Below are 14388 nucleotides of genomic sequence, written 5' to 3'. Positions count from 1 at the left end.
ACGTTTCGACAATCCCCCCGACTTGATCGGCCGACATGCCCTGTGACAGCTCTGTGACAGTCGGGGGACAGGGCCATGAAACTGCCCCGGCAAGCTCGTTGGCACACGGAACGAACGGACTCCACCGATGGGGGGCGCCAGATGAACGCACTGCACAGCACCACCTCAAGCGCAGTTGTCACGCGCCTTCACGACGTCGGGCGGAGCCCGGAGAAGTCCGGCGCCGGGGGGCGGGGGCGCGTACGTGGCGCCGGGCGTCAGCACTCGTCGTACCTGACGATGGTTGACGCGACCACGGGGGAAAACGGGGGAAGCGCGTACGGGGAGGTCACGGGGGAGCGGAAGTCCCAGGACGGGGTGCAGGACGCCGAAGCGGCGTTCACCGCCTACGTCCAGGAGCGCCGCGCCTCCCTGTACGCAACCGCCTACCACCTGACCGGCGACCGGTTCGAGGCCGAGGACCTGCTGCAGAGCGCCCTCTTCTCGACGTACCGGGCGTGGGACAGGATCAGCGACAAGGCGGCGGTCGGCGGATACCTCCGCCGCACCATGACCAACCTGCACATCAGCGCGTGGCGCAGGCGCAAGCTCAACGAATACCCGACCGAGGAGCTGCCGGAGACGGTGGGCGACACGGACGCGATGCGGGGCACGGAACTGCGGGCGGTCCTCTGGCAGGCGCTGGCGCGACTGCCCGAACTCCAGCGCACGATGCTGGTGCTCCGCTACTACGAGGGCCGCACCGACCCGGAGATCGCGTCCATCCTCGACATCAGTGTCGGCACGGTGAAGTCGAGCATCTGGCGGTCACTCCGCCGGCTGCGCGAGGACGACGTCCTCAGCTTCGGCCGTGACGAGGAGGAGTCCTTCGGCGAGCTGGTGGCCTGAGGCATACGGGGGACACGGGGAAAGGCCGCGGCTTCGGGGGAAGCGGCGGCACGGGGGAAAGGCCGCGGCTTCGGGGGAAGCGGCGGCACGGGGGAAAGCGCAGCGGGGGCGGACGGGCCGGGGGGTCCTGTCCGCCCCCGCTCGTCGTGCTGCCCGTGAGCGGGCGGCGCCCCACGGCGGCCAGGGGCCTCCCGCGGTCCGGGCCGGGCGCGCCCGGCCCGGACGGAGGAGCCTAGTTCGGGACCCGGCTCCTGGGTGTCCGGCAGCGGCCCGCCGCCGCGGCGGCCAGCCGGCCGAGGGCCTCGGCCTTGCCGCAGGGATGAGCGCCCAGCGCGGTGTGGCGGGCCACGATGCCCTTCTCGGCCCGCATCAGCCGCCACCCTCGCCGCAGCAGGAACGGCACCGACTTCCGGCCCTCCCGCAGATCCCGCGCCAGCCGCCGCCGGAACGTCGTGGACGGCCGCCCGCGCAGGCACAGCGCGTCCGCGAGCAGACCCAGGTCCTGGCAGCGCGCGACGATGTCCGCCGCGAAGATGCCCTCGGCGACGAACAGGGGGGTCCGCTCGATGTCCAGCGTTTCGCGGCCGGTCCGCGAGCTTGTGGCGATGTCGTACAGCGGGACGTCCGTACGTCCCGTGCGGCACAGCTCGGCTATGGCCGCCACGGCCGCTTCCTCGTCCCAGGACAGGGCCGAGTCCCAGTCGATGTCCGTGCTGCCGGTGACCCGGGGCAGTGTCGGATCGTTCGCCTCCTTGTAGAAGTCGTCCAGGCGCAGCACCGGCAGACCGCTGCGGGCCGCGAGGGACGACTTGCCGGAGCCGGACGGACCGGCGAGCAGCACGACGCGAGTGGGGATCGGTTGGGAACTCACAGGACAGAAGTGTGAGGCATTGACCCGCGCAGGGGATCCCCGGGAGGTCCTGTTGGTATCGAGCATCACACCTCAACTACTCTGCGCGCACGGATGATTACCCGACACGTCCCGATCAGGTGGGAAAACATGGCACGTCATGCACTGTCCAAGCCCCGGCGCCGCGCACTGCTGCGCGCCGGCCTGACCCTCACCGCGCTGGGCGCGGCGCTCGGCGCGGGAGGTGCGGCAGCCCAGGCGGCGCCGCTGCCCGCGACGCCCGCCACCGGCTCGGACACCGCGGACAGCACCCTGGGGGCGGTCGGCGAAGCCGCCGCGCCCGCACTGACCAGCGCACTCGGCTACGGCCTCGCCGGGGCCGTCAAACCCGTCACCGACCTGCAGATCGACCCGCTGGCGGGGACGGGTGTGGACCCGCTGGACAACGCGGTGGGCACCCAGATCGCCGACTTCAAGCCGGTGACCACGGCGCTGGTCACCGACCCGCTGACCAGTGGTGCCGCGCTCGGCGACCTGCCCGTGATCGGAGAGGTGACCGGCCTGATCACCGGCTGACCTTCCCTGCACGCACGCGTGGGGCCGCCCGGGGGCGGCCCCACGTGTGCGTGCTCAGTAGGAGGAGCCGGACGCTCCCAGTGCGCCGGTCGGGTGCCAGACGGTCTTTGTCTCCAGGAAGGCCGTCAGGCGCCGGGTGCCGGGATCGGCGGACCAGTCGCCCCCGTCCACAGCCTGTGGACGCAGGACGCGCTTCAGATTGTCGGCCGCCGCGGCCTCCAGCTCCTTCGCGAGACCGGCGTCGGCTCCCGTGAGGTCGATGGCGTTGACGTCCTGGTGGGAGGCCAGGGGAGCGGAGAGCTCGGCCGTCGTCCCCGACAGGATGTTCACGACACCGCCCGGCAGGTCCGACGTCGCCAGCACCTCGCCCAGCGAGAGCGCGGGCAGCGGAGCGTCCGCCGACGCGACGACGACCGCGGTGTTGCCCGTGGCGATCACCGGGGCGATCACCGAGACCAGGCCCAGGAACGACGACTCCTGCGGCGCCAGGACGGCGACCACACCGGTCGGCTCCGGGGTGGACAGGTTGAAGAACGGGCCCGCCACCGGGTTCGCCCCGCCCACGACCTGACCGATCTTGTCCGTCCAGCCCGCGTACCAGACCCAGCGGTCGACCGCCGCGTCGACGACCGCCGCCGCCTTGGACTTCGACAGCCCCTCGGCGTCCGCGACCTCGCGGACGAACTGCTCGCGGCGGCCCTCCAGCATCTCCGCGACGCGGTAGAGGACCTGCCCGCGGTTGTACGCGGTCGCCCCCGACCAGCCGCCGAACGCCTTGCGCGCGGCCACGACCGCGTCACGCGCGTCCTTGCGGGAGGACTGCGGGGCGTTCGCCAGCCACTTGCCCTTCGAGTCCGTCACCTCGTACACCCGGCCGCTCTCGGAGCGGGGGAACTTGCCCCCGACGTACAGCTTGTAGGTCTTGAAGACACTGAGTCGCCCGTCAGACATCGAGGTAGGCCTCCAGACCGTGACGGCCGCCCTCGCGGCCGAAGCCCGACTCCTTGTATCCGCCGAACGGCGAGGTCGGGTCGAACTTGTTGAACGTGTTGGCCCACACCACTCCGGCGCGGAGCCTGTTCGCCACCGCGAGGATGCGGGAGCCCTTCTCCGTCCAGATGCCCGCGGAGAGGCCGTACTGGCTGTTGTTGGCCTTGGCGACGGCCTCGTCCGGCGTGCGGAAGGTCAGCACCGACAGCACCGGGCCGAAGATCTCGTCGCGCGCGACGGTGTGCGCCTGGGTGACACCGGTGAAGAGGGTCGGGGCGAACCAGTAGCCGGACGAAGGCAGGGCGCACGGTGCGGTCCAGCGCTCGGCGCCCTCCGCCTCACCGGTCTCGACGAGCGAGGTGATCCGGGAGAGCTGCTCCGCGGAGTTGATCGCCCCGATGTCGGTGTTCTTGTCCAGCGGGTCGCCGAGCCGGAGCGTGGACAGCCGGCGCTTGAGGGAGTGCAGCACCTCGTCGTGCACGGACTCCTGTACGAGGAGACGCGAGCCCGCGCAGCAGACCTGGCCCTGGTTGAAGAAGATGCCGGTCACGATGCCCTCGACGGCCTGGTCGACCGGGGCGTCGTCGAAGACGATGTTGGCGCCCTTGCCGCCCAGTTCGAGCGTGGCCCTCTTGTCCGTGCCCGCGATCTGCCGGGCGATGGCCTTGCCGACTGCGGTGGAGCCGGTGAAGGCGACCTTGTTCACGTCCGGGTGCTCGACGAGGGCCGAGCCCGCGTCTCCGTACCCGGTCAGGATGTTGACGACGCCCTTGGGCAGGCCGGCCTGCCGGCAGATGTCGGCGAAGAACAGCGCCGACAGCGGCGTGGTCTCCGCGGGCTTCAGCACCACCGTGTTGCCGGTGGCGAGGGCCGGGGCGATCTTCCAGGCCAGCATCAGCAGCGGGAAGTTCCACGGGATGATCTGGCCGGCCACGCCGAGCGGGCGCGGGTTCGCGCCGTACCCCGCGTGGTCCAGCTTGTCGGCCCAGCCCGCGTAGTAGAAGAAGTGCGCGGCGACCAGCGGGAGGTCGGCGTCGCGGGTCTCCCGGATGGGCTTGCCGTTGTCCAGGGTCTCCAGGACGGCGAGCTCCCGGGAGCGCTCCTGGATGATCCGGGCGATCCGGAACAGGTACTTGGCGCGCTCGGAGCCGGGGAGCGCGGACCACTTCTCGAAGGCCCTGCGGGCCGCCTTCACGGCCCGGTCCACGTCCTCCGCGCCAGCGCGCGCGACCTCGGAGAGGACCTCCTCGGTGGACGGGCTGACCGTCTTGAAGACCTTGCCGTCGGCGGCCTCGGTGAACTCACCGTCGATGAACAGCCCGTACGAGGGGGCGATGTCGACGACGGAGCGGGACTCCGGAGCCGGTGCGTAGTCGAATGCAGATGCCATGGGGATCAGTCCACCGTCACGTAATCGGGGCCGGAGTAACGGCCGGTGCTGAGCTTCTGGCGCTGCATCAGCAGGTCGTTCAGCAGGCTGGAGGCGCCGAAGCGGAACCAGTGGTTGTCCAGCCAGTCCTCGCCCGCGGTCTCGTTCACCAGGACGAGGAACTTGATCGCGTCCTTGGAGGTGCGGATGCCGCCCGCGGGCTTCACGCCGATCTGGACGCCCGTCTGCTCGCGGAAGTCGCGCACGGCCTCCAGCATCAGCAGGGTGTTCGCCGGGGTGGCGTTGGTGCCGACCTTGCCGGTCGAGGTCTTGATGAAGTCCGCTCCGGCCAGCATCCCGAGCCAGGAGGCCCGCCGGATGTTGTCGTAGGTGGACAGCTCGCCGGTCTCGAAGATCACCTTCAGCCGTGCGGAGCCGCACTCGGCCTTCACGGCGACGATCTCCTCGTAGACCTTGAGGTAGCGGCCGGAGAGGAAGGCGCCGCGGTCGATCACCATGTCGATCTCGTCGGCCCCGGCCGCCACGGCGTCGCGGACGTCCGCGAGCTTGACGTCCAGCGCCGCACGCCCGGCGGGGAAGGCCGTCGCGACGGACGCCACCTTCACCCCGGAGCCGGCCAGCGCGGCGACCGCGGTCGCCGCCATGTCGGGGTAGACGCAGACGGCCGCGGTGCGCGGGGTCGTGCGGTCGGTGGGGTCGGGATTGACCGCCTTGGCGGCGAGGGCCCGGACCTTGCCCGGGGTGTCCGCGCCTTCCAGCGTCGTCAGGTCGATCATCGAGATGGCGAGATCGATGGCGTACGCCTTGGCGGTCGTCTTGATCGATCGGGTACCGAGAGAGGCGGCCCGCGCTTCGAGGCCGACGGTGTCGACGCCGGGCAGCCCGTGCAGGAAGCGGCGCAGCGCACTGTCGGACGCCGTCGCGTCGGCGAATGCAGGAGCAGTGGTGGGCATGGTCACCACATGAGCATATCTACGCGCGTAGCGACCTGTACAGGGCCCTCCCCGTTTCGGGCCCTCCACCGGCCGGTTGCACGGCCTTCCCCCGGGCCGGGCGAGGCCGTGGCCCGTCCCCGTCGCCGCTTCAGGCAGAATCGGGACCATGACGAGCCCCACACCCCCCGCCGAGCCCGCACACGCCGACCGGACCTACCGGTCGGGCGCCGGGCTGGTCAGCGGCGCGCTGCTCATCCTGCTGATCGGCTGGATCGGCGGCGACGCGGTGGCGCAGGGGGAGGGCCGGGTGCCGTGGCTCGCGCTGGCCGCGCTGCTGACCGCGGTCCCCCTGATCGTCGCGTTCACGTTGCGGCCGGCCGTGTTCGCCGGCGAGGAGCGGATCCGGATCCGGAACCCGTTCCGCACGATCGTGCTGCCCTGGACGGACGTCTCCACCGTGCGCGCCGCCTACTCGACCGAGCTCTTCACCCACACCGGCGCCAAGTACCAGCTCTGGGCGGTCCCCGTCTCGCTGCGCGAGCGCAAGCGCGCGGCCAGGAAGGCCGGCCAGCAGGCGCACGACGACCCGTACGGCCGGACCTCCGTGCACGCCGACGTCCGCGACTCCCAGGCCCGGGCGGCCGCCGCCGACCAGACGGTGGGCGACCTGCGGGAGCTGGCCGAGCGTGCCGAGGCCCGCGCGGAGCGGAGCACGACCACCGCGTCCGCGCGCTGGGCCTACGAGGTGATCGCCCCGGCCGCCGTCGGCGCGGTGCTGCTCGTGGTGCTGCTGGCCATCGGCTGAGCGGGGCGGGAGGTGCTGCCGGCCGGGCCGGCAGGTGCTCGGCCGGGCCGTGTGCCGCCCGCTCCCATCCCCGGAGCATCCGGGCCGGTTGATCGGGTCTGGAATGATCGCGCGGTGAGTGATGCGAGGCTGCTGGCCGTGGAGGCCGTCGGGTCACATGTCCGTGCGTTCTTCGAGGGGCATTCCGTTGAGGTCGTGGTCTGCGACCTGGGGCCGGAGCGGCGCGAGGTCGTGCCCGATCTGCGGGTTCTCGTGGTCGGCCCCGGTCCGCGCAGCGACAGCTGGGCCTATGTGACCGCCGGGTGCTGGGCCGCGACGGAGAAGGACGGCCGCGGGCTTGAGTTCGTCATGACCGCCCACGTCCGCGACCAGCGGTTCATCGACCTCATGGGCATGATCACGTACTACCACTGCGGTGGGCATCAGCTCGACCTGGAGCACAGCATGCCGATCGGTGAGCCATGGGTGCCGGGCTCGATCTGCGATCACCTGCTGATCAGCCTGCCCTATCTCCACGGACCTGACCTCGAACACTGTCCGCTGCCCAGGGGGCAGGCCCGCATCCTGTGGACCTTGCCTGTGACGGCCGCCGAAGTCGAGTTCCGCAGGCACCAGGGTCACGAGGCGCTGGAGCAGCTCTTCGACGAGGCGGAGATCATTCCCACTGATCCTTTCCGGGCATCGGTCGTGTGAGACACGAGCCGGCGGATCGCGGAGGTCCTGCGCAGGGCGCAGCCTGCCCGCGTCGTACGGTCGCACCTCGGCGAGCGAGGCCCGCTGGGCAGCACGGAGGAACCGGGGACCCTGCCCGGCATGCCGATGACCCCGGCGGTCCGCGCGGGCGGGACCAGGCCGCGCGCGGTGTGGTGCAGGAGCCCCTCCACCATCGGACGGCCGCCGAGCCCGAGCACACGAGGAGTGCTCCCCGCGCCCCGGGGGTCGTCCCGGTGGGCGTCCCTCAGATCCCCGCCGCGGCCGCCAGGTCCCGCTTGATGCCGGCCAGCAGTTCGTCACCCCGCGTGCGGGCCGCCGGCAGTTCGTCCGCCGCAGCGACCGGGACGATGACCTCCAGGTAGCACTTGAGCTTGGGCTCGGTGCCGCTCGGGCGGACGATGACGCGGGCGCCCGTGAGGTGGTAACGCAGGCCGTCCGTGGGCGGCAGCCGGTCCGTGCCCCGGGAGAGGTCCTCGGCCGAGGTGACGGCGAGGCCGGCCAGGGTGGTCGGCGGAGTCTCCCGCAGACGGCGCATGGCGTCCGCGATGACCGAGAGGTCCTCGACGCGGACCGACAGCTGGTCCGTCGCGTGCAGTCCGTGCTCCAGGGCGAGGTCGTCGAGCAGGTCCAGGAGGGTGCGGTCCTTCTCCTTGAGCACCGAGACGAGTTCGGCGATCAGCAGGGCGGCCGTGATGCCGTCCTTGTCGCGGACCCCGTCCGGGTCGACGCAGTAGCCCAGCGCCTCCTCGTACCCGTACCGCAGGCCGTCGACGCGGGCGATCCACTTGAAGCCCGTCAGCGTCTCCTCGTGACCGAGGCCGGCCTTCTCGGCGATGCGGCCCAGCAGTGACGAGGACACGATCGACTCGGCGAACACGCCGGTGGCGCCCCGGTCCACCAGGTGCGCGGCCAGCAGCGCGCCGACCTCGTCGCCGCGCAGCATCCGCCAGCCGCCCTCGGCCGAAGGTTCGGGCACGGCGACGGCGCAGCGGTCGGCGTCCGGGTCGTTGGCGATGACGACGTCGGGCCGCGCCCGGCGTGCCGTCGCGAACGCGAGGTCCATGGCGCCGGGCTCTTCCGGGTTGGGGAAGGCGACGGTGGGGAACGCCGGGTCGGGATCCGCCTGTTCGGCCACGAGCACGGGCTCGGGGAAGCCGGCCCGGGCGAAGGCCGCCGTCAGGACCGAGGTGCCGACACCGTGCATCGCGGTGTAGACGGTCCGGGCGCTGCGCGGGGAGCCCTGGCCCAGGACGGCGTCCGTACGTGCGAGATAGGCGTCCAGCACCTCGTCGCCGAGGATCTCCCAGCCCGACTCCGGGCGCGGTACGCCGTCGAGCGGGCCCACGGCCTCGATGGCGGCGGCGATCTCCGCGTCGGCCGGGGGCACGATCTGCGAGCCGTCGCCGAGGTAGACCTTGTAGCCGTTGTCGCGCGGCGGGTTGTGGCTGGCGGTGACCTCCACACCCGCGACTGCCCCCAGGTGCCGTATGGCGTACGCGAGGACCGGGGTCGGCAGCGGGCGCGGGAGCACCGCCGCGCGCAGGCCGGCGCCGGTCATCACGGACGCCGTGTCGCGCGCGAAGTCGGCGGATTTGTAGCGGGCGTCGTAGCCGATGACGACGAGCCCTCCGGCCTGCCCCTGCGCCTTCAGGTAGGCGGCCAGACCGGCGGCGGCGCGGATCACGACGGACCTGTTCATCCGCATCGGGCCGGCGCCGATCTCGCCGCGCAGGCCGGCCGTGCCGAACTGGAGCGTGCCGGCGAAGCGGTCGGCGAGCGCGGGCTCGTCACCGGCCTCGATGAGGCCTTCGAGCTCCGCCCGGGTCTCGGGGTCGGGGTCCTCGGCGAGCCAGGTCCTGGCGCGCGTGATGAGGTCCTGCTGCACGGTGTCCGCCTTTCTGCGGGGGTGGTGGTGGGTGGGGCGGTGCGGGGTGCAGGTGGGTGCCTGCGGCGGGCTGTCCCCCTACCCGCCCCTTCCCGGAACCGGGCTCCGCCCGGACCCGTTACGGGGGCTCCGCCCCCGGACCCCCGCGCCTCAAACGCCGGCGGGGCTGGAGTGGTCCGCCTGTGCTTGAGGTGTCGGCGGGCCGGAGTGGTCCGCCTGTGCTTCAGGTGTCGGCGGGCCGGAGTGGTCCGCCCGCGCCACCGGCGCCCGCGGGGCCCGGAGCCGTCAGACCCGGTCCAGCACCTGTGCCAGAAGGGCGCCCATCCGGGTGGCCGAGTCGCGGCCGGCCTGGAGGACCTCTTCGTGGTTGAGGGGTTCGCCGCTCAGGCCGGCGGCCAGGTTCGTGACCAGGGAGATGCCCAGCACCTCGGCGCCCGCCTCACGGGCCGCGATCGCCTCGAGGACCGTGGACATGCCGACCAGGTCGCCGCCCATGACGCGGACCATGTTGATCTCGGCCGGGGTCTCGTAGTGCGGGCCGGGGAACTGCACGTACACGCCCTCTTCGAGGGTGGCGTCGATGTCCTTGCACAGGGCGCGCAGCCGCGGCGAGTACAGGTCGGTCAGGTCGACGAAGTTCGCGCCCACGATCGGCGAGGCCGCCGTGAGGTTGATGTGGTCGCTGATGAGCACCGGCTGGCCGGGTCGCATGCCCTCGCGCAGGCCGCCGCAGCCGTTCGTCAGGATGACGGTCCGGCAGCCCGCGGCGGCGGCCGTCCGGACGCCGTGCGCGACGGGGGCGACACCGCGGCCCTCGTAGTAGTGCGTGCGGCCCAGGAAGACCAGGACGCGCTTCTCCCCGATCCTGTACGAGCGGATCGTGCCGCCGTGGCCCTCGACGGCCGGAGCCGGGAACCCGGGGAGCGCGGTGACCGGGAACTCGGCCTCCGGGATGCCGAGCGCATCGCCCGCGGGGGCCCACCCGGAGCCCATCACGAGAGCGACGTCGTGGGTCTCGGCGCCGGTCAGCTCGCGCAGGCGGGCGGCGGCGTCGGCTGCGGCGGCGTACGGGTCGCCCTGGATGTGGTCCGGAATAACAGATGCGTTCACGCGGAAGAGGGTAACCGCTGATTCCCTACGCGCGTAGATGCGTCCGTGAAGAGTCTGGCCGGTCGTATTCGTACTTTCGTACATAAGTGGCCTGGAGGCCAGGCCTAGCAGGGGCGCTTGCGGAGGTTCATCACGTAGTCGTGCGGTGCGCCCGCGGACTCGGCGGCGTCCGCCACCTCACCCAGGTAGCGGGCGGAGGGGAGCCCGCCCTCGTAGCCGTTGAGGACGTACATCCAGGCCGGCTCCTCGCCGTCCAGCGTGTGCACGCGCACCCGCATGCGCCGGTAGATGTCGAGGCCGACACCCTCCCAGCGGTCCATGGAGTCCTCGTCCATCGGGGCCAGGTCGTACAGCGCGACGAACACCTGCGAACGCGGTGCCTCGACCACCGTGGCCAGCGCGCCCTCCCAGCCCATCTGCTCCCCGCCGAAGGTCAGCCGCCAGCCGTTGAGCCAGCCCGTGCCGCGCAGCGGGGAGTGCGGTGCGCGGCGCGTCATCAGCCGCGCGTCGAGGTTGCCGGCGTACGCGGCGTAGAGCGACATGGGGTCGAGGGTACGTGAGGCGGCGTGGAGCAGGAGGGTTCCGGGGACGCGCCCCGGTCGTGGGCGGTGTCGTGGGCGGTGCGCGGGGCCCGGAGGCCGTGGCCCGGCCAGGCCCGTTCCCGTATGGAGGGCCCCGGGGCGAAGCACCTTGGCGCGTGCGGGACAATGAACTACGTACTGCATACGCCGGGGCGATCCCCCGGACCCCCGGCCGGGGCGGCAGACGGCCGTGGGATGACACCACGCGAGGCGGACATTTCGTGACCCGGATCGTGATCATCGGCGGCGGCCCCGGCGGCTACGAGGCGGCACTGGTCGGCGCCCAGCTCGGCGCTGAGGTGACCGTCGTCGACTGCGACGGTCTCGGCGGCGCGTCGGTCCTCACCGACTGCGTACCCTCCAAGACCCTGATCGCGACGGCCGAGGTGATGACCACCTTCGACTCCTCCTACGAGGAACTCGGCATCATCGTCGCCGACGACACCCCGCACGTGGAGCAGGCCGCCCGGGTGGTGGGGGTCGACCTCGGCAAGGTCAACCGGCGGGTCAAGCGCCTCGCGCTCGCCCAGTCGCACGACATCACCGCCTCCGTCACCCGCGCGGGTGCCAGGGTCATGCGCGGCCGCGGCCGGCTGGAGGGCCTCCAGGCCGCCGACGGGTCCCGCCAGGTCGTGGTGACCGCCGCCGACGGCACCGAGGAGCGGCTCACCGCCGACGCGGTGCTGATCGCGACCGGCGCCCACCCCCGCGAGATCCCGGACGCGCAGCCCGACGGTGAGCGCATCCTGAACTGGACCCAGGTCTACGACCTGGACGAGCTCCCCGAGGAGCTCATCGTGGTCGGCTCGGGCGTCACCGGCGCGGAGTTCGCCGGCGCCTACCAGGCCCTCGGCTCGCGCGTGACCCTCGTCTCCTCCCGCGACCGGGTGCTCCCGGGCGAGGACCCGGACGCCGCCGCCGTCCTGGAGGACGTCTTCCGGCGCCGCGGCATGAACGTCATGGCCCGCTCCCGCGCCGAGTCCGCCAAGCGCGTGGGCGACCGTGTCGAGGTCACCCTGGCCGACGGCCGCGTCATCTCCGGCACGCACTGCCTGATGGCGGTCGGCGCGATCCCCAACACCGCGGGCATGGGCCTGGAGGACTCGGGGGTGCAGCTCAAGGAGTCCGGGCACATCCGGACCGACCGCGTCTCCCGCACCAGCGCCCCCGGGGTGTACGCGGCCGGTGACGTCACCGGGATCTTCGCCCTGGCCTCGGTCGCGGCGATGCAGGGCCGGATCGCGATGTACCACTTCCTCGGTGACGCGGTGGCGCCGCTGAACCTGAAGACGGTCTCCTCGAACGTCTTCACCGACCCCGAGATCGCCACGGTCGGTTACAGCCAGGCCGACGTCGACGCCGGCAAGATCGACGCCCGTGTCGTGAAGCTGCCGCTGCTGCGCAACCCGCGCGCCAAGATGCAGGGCATCCGGGACGGCTTCGTCAAGATCTTCTGCCGCCCCGGCACCGGCATCGTGGTCGGCGGCTGCGTCGTCGCGCCGAGGGCCAGCGAGCTGATCCACCCGATCTCGCTCGCCGTCGACAACAACCTGACGGTGGAGCAGATCGCGAACGCCTTCACCGTGTACCCGTCCCTGTCCGGCTCGATCGCCGAAGTGGCACGGCAGTTGCACACCCGGAAGAGCGCCGGCGAGGCGTAGCGCGCACTGCTCGTACGGGCGGCGGGGTCCCCTATACCACCAGGGGGCCCCGCCTATGTACAACTTCTCTTATTCGGCGCAAACTGCTGAAAAGCAACCTACGGCCAGGTTACTGTCAGTTTCGTGTTCGCTGCAGAACGTCGTCAATTGATCCTCGAAATGGTGCGCGCCAACGGGGCGGTATCGCTCCGTGAGCTCGCCCGCGTCGTCCAGACCTCCGAAGTGACCGTACGGCGGGACGTGCGGGCACTGGAGGCAGAAGGACTCCTCGACCGCCGGCACGGCGGTGCGGTCTTGCCGGGCGGTTTTACGCGGGAGTCCGGCTTTCCGCAGAAATCCCATCTCTCCACCGCGGAGAAAACGGCCATCGCCGACCTGGCGGCCGGTCTGGTCGGTGAGGGCGAGGCCATCGTGGTCGGCGCCGGAACGACCACGCAGGAGCTGGCCCGCCGGCTCGCGCGGGTGCCCGGCCTGACCGTGGTCACCAACTCGCTGCTCGTCGCCCAGGCGTTGGCCCATGCCAACCGGGTGGAAGTGGTGATGACCGGCGGCACCCTGCGCGGGAGCAACTACGCGCTGGTCGGCAGCGGTGCCGAGCAGTCCCTCCAGGGGCTGCGGGTGACCCGTGCGTTCCTGTCCGGGAGCGGGCTGACCGCGGAGCGCGGACTGTCCACGTCCAACATGCTCTCCGCGAGTGTGGACCGGGCGCTCGTGCAGGCCGCGGCCGAGGTGGTGGTCCTGGCGGACCACACGAAGCTCGGCTCCGACACCATGTTCCAGACCGTGCCCACGGAGCTGATCACCCGTCTGGTGACGGACGAGCCACCGGTCCACGACGAGCGGGCGGCCACCGAGCTCCAGGCACTGGCCGACCAGGGGGTGGAGATCACGGTGGCGGGGCCCGAAGCGGAGTCCGCGGCCGGCGACGGCATGCCGCCGGGGCGGCAGCCCCGGCAGGAGATGCCGCTGCCCGGCCAGCGGCGCACCCAGGGCGGCCACGGGGGCCCGGGGGGTATCGGTCCGCAACTGCGGAGTGCCGCGGCGCTGTCGGACGGGCCGGTCGGCCGGGTCGCCGACATGCGGCGCCGGTAGGAGGAGGCGCGGGGCGTCCGGAAGGCGCCCTCAGCCGCCGGGGGGAGGCGACTGGTCCGAAGCGGCCGGGTCCGCCTTCAGCCCGCGCAGCGTCAGCCGCAGCAGGCGGTCGGCCAGCGCGGGGTCGGCCGGTGTCTGCTCCGCGGCCAGTGCGATCGCGTTCGTCAGCTGCAACAGGTCGTCGATCGACACGTCCGCGCGCACCGAGCCGCTCGACTGGGCGCGGGTAAGCAGCCGTGCCCCCGCCTGGCGCAGCGGCACATGGCATGACGTCAGTGCCGAAGTCTCGTCCCCCGGGGCGGACATGAGCGCCTGCGCCAATCCGCGGTACTCACCCGCATGGGTGACGATCGCACCCAGCCACTCCACCAGGGCGGTGCACGGCTGGTCGGCCTGTGCCAGTTCGCGGGAACGGGCGAGCAGGGCGGTCAGGGCCTCCTGGAACACCGCGTTCATCAGGGCCTGGCGGTTCGGGAAGTGCCGGTAGAGCGTGCCGATGCCCACGCCCGCGCTCCGGGCGATCTCTTCCAGCGAGGCGTCCGTGCCCCGGTCGGCGAAGGACGTACGGGCCTCGTGCAGCAGCCGGTCGTAGTTCCGGCGCGCGTCGGCGCGCATCGGCCGGGCCGGTGTCGGTGCCGCGTTCATGGCCATCGCCCTGTCCTCCTGGTGTCCGCTCCGCGTCCCAAGGATGCCACTGGGGGCCCGGCAGGTGCCGGGCCCCCAGTGCGGGAAAGCGGAGCGGGTGCTCAGTCCTTGATCTCGCAGATCAAGGCGCCGGACGACACCGAGGTGCCGACCTCTGCCGCCAGACCCTTCACCGTGCCGGAGCGGTGGGCGTTGAGGGGCTGTTCCATCTTCATGGCTTCGAGGACGACGATGAGGTCGCCTTCCTTGACTTCCTGGCCTTCCTC

At 72.1% G+C, this 14388-nt stretch carries 15 protein-coding genes; 6 read left to right on the top strand and 9 right to left on the bottom strand.

The annotated features are described in order from the left end of the window. The first annotated feature begins 141 nt into the window (after positions 1–141). Positions 142–888, top strand: a complete 747-nt coding sequence (locus ACFUNE_RS36890) for a SigE family RNA polymerase sigma factor (RefSeq protein ID WP_383577257.1) — start codon at positions 142–144, stop codon at positions 886–888. A gap of 232 nt (positions 889–1120) precedes the next feature. On the opposite strand, the gene ACFUNE_RS36885 is transcribed toward ACFUNE_RS36890, so the two are convergent. Continuing rightward, positions 1121–1825 carry a uridine kinase gene (locus ACFUNE_RS36885; RefSeq protein WP_383577255.1) on the bottom strand — a complete coding sequence of 235 codons (705 nt, stop codon included), beginning with the start codon at positions 1823–1825 and terminating at the stop codon, positions 1121–1123. 63 nt (positions 1826–1888) lie between these two features. Here ACFUNE_RS36885 and ACFUNE_RS36880 point away from each other — a divergent pair, with 63 nt between their 5' ends. After that, positions 1889–2314, top strand: coding sequence for a hypothetical protein (locus tag ACFUNE_RS36880; RefSeq protein WP_383577253.1), 426 nt, complete (start codon positions 1889–1891; stop codon positions 2312–2314). 54 nt (positions 2315–2368) lie between these two features. On the opposite strand, the gene ACFUNE_RS36875 is transcribed toward ACFUNE_RS36880, so the two are convergent. The 3 genes from ACFUNE_RS36875 to deoC are packed head-to-tail and all read right to left on the bottom strand — an operon-like array spanning position 2369 to position 5647. Then, entirely contained in the window at positions 2369–3265 is an 897-nt protein-coding gene (locus tag ACFUNE_RS36875) for an aldehyde dehydrogenase family protein (protein ID WP_383577251.1), read from the bottom strand. Beyond that, positions 3258–4694: an aldehyde dehydrogenase family protein gene (locus ACFUNE_RS36870; RefSeq protein WP_383577249.1), complete on the bottom strand. Its 1437-nt coding sequence runs from the start codon at positions 4692–4694 to the stop codon at positions 3258–3260. Before ACFUNE_RS36870 ends, ACFUNE_RS36875 begins: the two co-directional genes overlap by 8 nt. Positions 4695–4699: 5 nt before the next feature. Then, positions 4700–5647 (bottom strand): deoxyribose-phosphate aldolase, encoded by a 948-nt coding sequence (gene deoC, locus ACFUNE_RS36865; RefSeq protein WP_383577297.1) that lies wholly within the window; start codon positions 5645–5647, stop codon positions 4700–4702. A 148-nt stretch (positions 5648–5795) separates the two neighbouring features. Here deoC and ACFUNE_RS36860 point away from each other — a divergent pair, with 148 nt between their 5' ends. After that, positions 5796–6434 (top strand): PH domain-containing protein, encoded by a 639-nt coding sequence (locus tag ACFUNE_RS36860; RefSeq protein WP_383577247.1) that lies wholly within the window; start codon positions 5796–5798, stop codon positions 6432–6434. A gap of 114 nt (positions 6435–6548) precedes the next feature. Next, positions 6549–7127 carry a suppressor of fused domain protein gene (locus tag ACFUNE_RS36855; RefSeq protein ID WP_383577245.1) on the top strand — a complete coding sequence of 193 codons (579 nt, stop codon included), beginning with the start codon at positions 6549–6551 and terminating at the stop codon, positions 7125–7127. Between the two features lie 265 nt (positions 7128–7392). On the opposite strand, the gene ACFUNE_RS36850 is transcribed toward ACFUNE_RS36855, so the two are convergent. From ACFUNE_RS36850 to ACFUNE_RS36840, 3 genes are all read right to left on the bottom strand, one after another. Continuing rightward, a complete protein-coding gene (locus ACFUNE_RS36850; protein ID WP_383577243.1) occupies positions 7393–9033 on the bottom strand; it encodes a phospho-sugar mutase in 1641 nt (546 codons plus the stop codon). A gap of 285 nt (positions 9034–9318) precedes the next feature. Beyond that, the gene (locus ACFUNE_RS36845) at positions 9319–10143 is read right to left on the bottom strand and encodes a purine-nucleoside phosphorylase (protein ID WP_383577241.1); all 825 of its coding nucleotides are present in this window, start codon (positions 10141–10143) and stop codon (positions 9319–9321) included. A 104-nt stretch (positions 10144–10247) separates the two neighbouring features. Continuing rightward, complete coding sequence (locus tag ACFUNE_RS36840) at positions 10248–10685, bottom strand: gamma-glutamylcyclotransferase (RefSeq protein ID WP_033297850.1); 438 nt, start codon at positions 10683–10685, stop codon at positions 10248–10250. A gap of 260 nt (positions 10686–10945) precedes the next feature. Here ACFUNE_RS36840 and ACFUNE_RS36835 point away from each other — a divergent pair, with 260 nt between their 5' ends. Both ACFUNE_RS36835 and ACFUNE_RS36830 read left to right on the top strand, forming a co-directional pair. Next, positions 10946–12385, top strand: a complete 1440-nt coding sequence (locus ACFUNE_RS36835; protein WP_383577238.1) for an NAD(P)H-quinone dehydrogenase — start codon at positions 10946–10948, stop codon at positions 12383–12385. 123 nt (positions 12386–12508) lie between these two features. Then, a complete protein-coding gene (locus tag ACFUNE_RS36830) occupies positions 12509–13477 on the top strand; it encodes a DeoR/GlpR family DNA-binding transcription regulator (RefSeq protein ID WP_383577236.1) in 969 nt (322 codons plus the stop codon). A 30-nt stretch (positions 13478–13507) separates the two neighbouring features. Here ACFUNE_RS36830 and ACFUNE_RS36825 read toward each other — a convergent pair whose 3' ends face one another. Both ACFUNE_RS36825 and ACFUNE_RS36820 read right to left on the bottom strand, forming a co-directional pair. Beyond that, positions 13508–14122 (bottom strand): TetR/AcrR family transcriptional regulator, encoded by a 615-nt coding sequence (locus ACFUNE_RS36825; RefSeq protein ID WP_383577295.1) that lies wholly within the window; start codon positions 14120–14122, stop codon positions 13508–13510. A gap of 101 nt (positions 14123–14223) precedes the next feature. Next, positions 14224–14388: acetyl-CoA carboxylase biotin carboxyl carrier protein subunit (locus ACFUNE_RS36820; RefSeq protein WP_383577293.1), on the bottom strand; the 165-nt coding region annotated here is incomplete at its 5' end.

This window comes from Streptomyces sp. NPDC057287, from assembly GCF_042667905.1.
Classification (GTDB): Bacteria; Actinomycetota; Actinomycetes; order Streptomycetales; family Streptomycetaceae; genus Streptomyces.
This window is presented reverse-complemented; position numbering and strand designations above follow the sequence as displayed.

Bases quoted from the DNA above. Each gene is read 5' to 3' on its own strand.
- ACFUNE_RS36890 (WP_383577257.1), top strand. From the start codon at position 142: ATGAACGCACTGCACAGCACCACCTCAAGCGCAGTTGTCACGCGCCTT.
- ACFUNE_RS36885 (WP_383577255.1), bottom strand. From the start codon at position 1,825: ATGCTCGATACCAACAGGACCTCCCGGGGATCCCCTGCGCGGGTCAAT.
- ACFUNE_RS36880 (WP_383577253.1), top strand. From the start codon at position 1,889: ATGGCACGTCATGCACTGTCCAAGCCCCGGCGCCGCGCACTGCTGCGC.
- ACFUNE_RS36875 (WP_383577251.1), bottom strand. From the start codon at position 3,265: ATGTCTGACGGGCGACTCAGTGTCTTCAAGACCTACAAGCTGTACGTC.
- ACFUNE_RS36870 (WP_383577249.1), bottom strand. From the start codon at position 4,694: ATGGCATCTGCATTCGACTACGCACCGGCTCCGGAGTCCCGCTCCGTC.
- deoC (WP_383577297.1), bottom strand. From the start codon at position 5,647: ATGCCCACCACTGCTCCTGCATTCGCCGACGCGACGGCGTCCGACAGT.
- ACFUNE_RS36860 (WP_383577247.1), top strand. From the start codon at position 5,796: ATGACGAGCCCCACACCCCCCGCCGAGCCCGCACACGCCGACCGGACC.
- ACFUNE_RS36840 (WP_033297850.1), bottom strand. From the start codon at position 10,685: ATGTCGCTCTACGCCGCGTACGCCGGCAACCTCGACGCGCGGCTGATG.
- ACFUNE_RS36825 (WP_383577295.1), bottom strand. From the start codon at position 14,122: ATGAACGCGGCACCGACACCGGCCCGGCCGATGCGCGCCGACGCGCGC.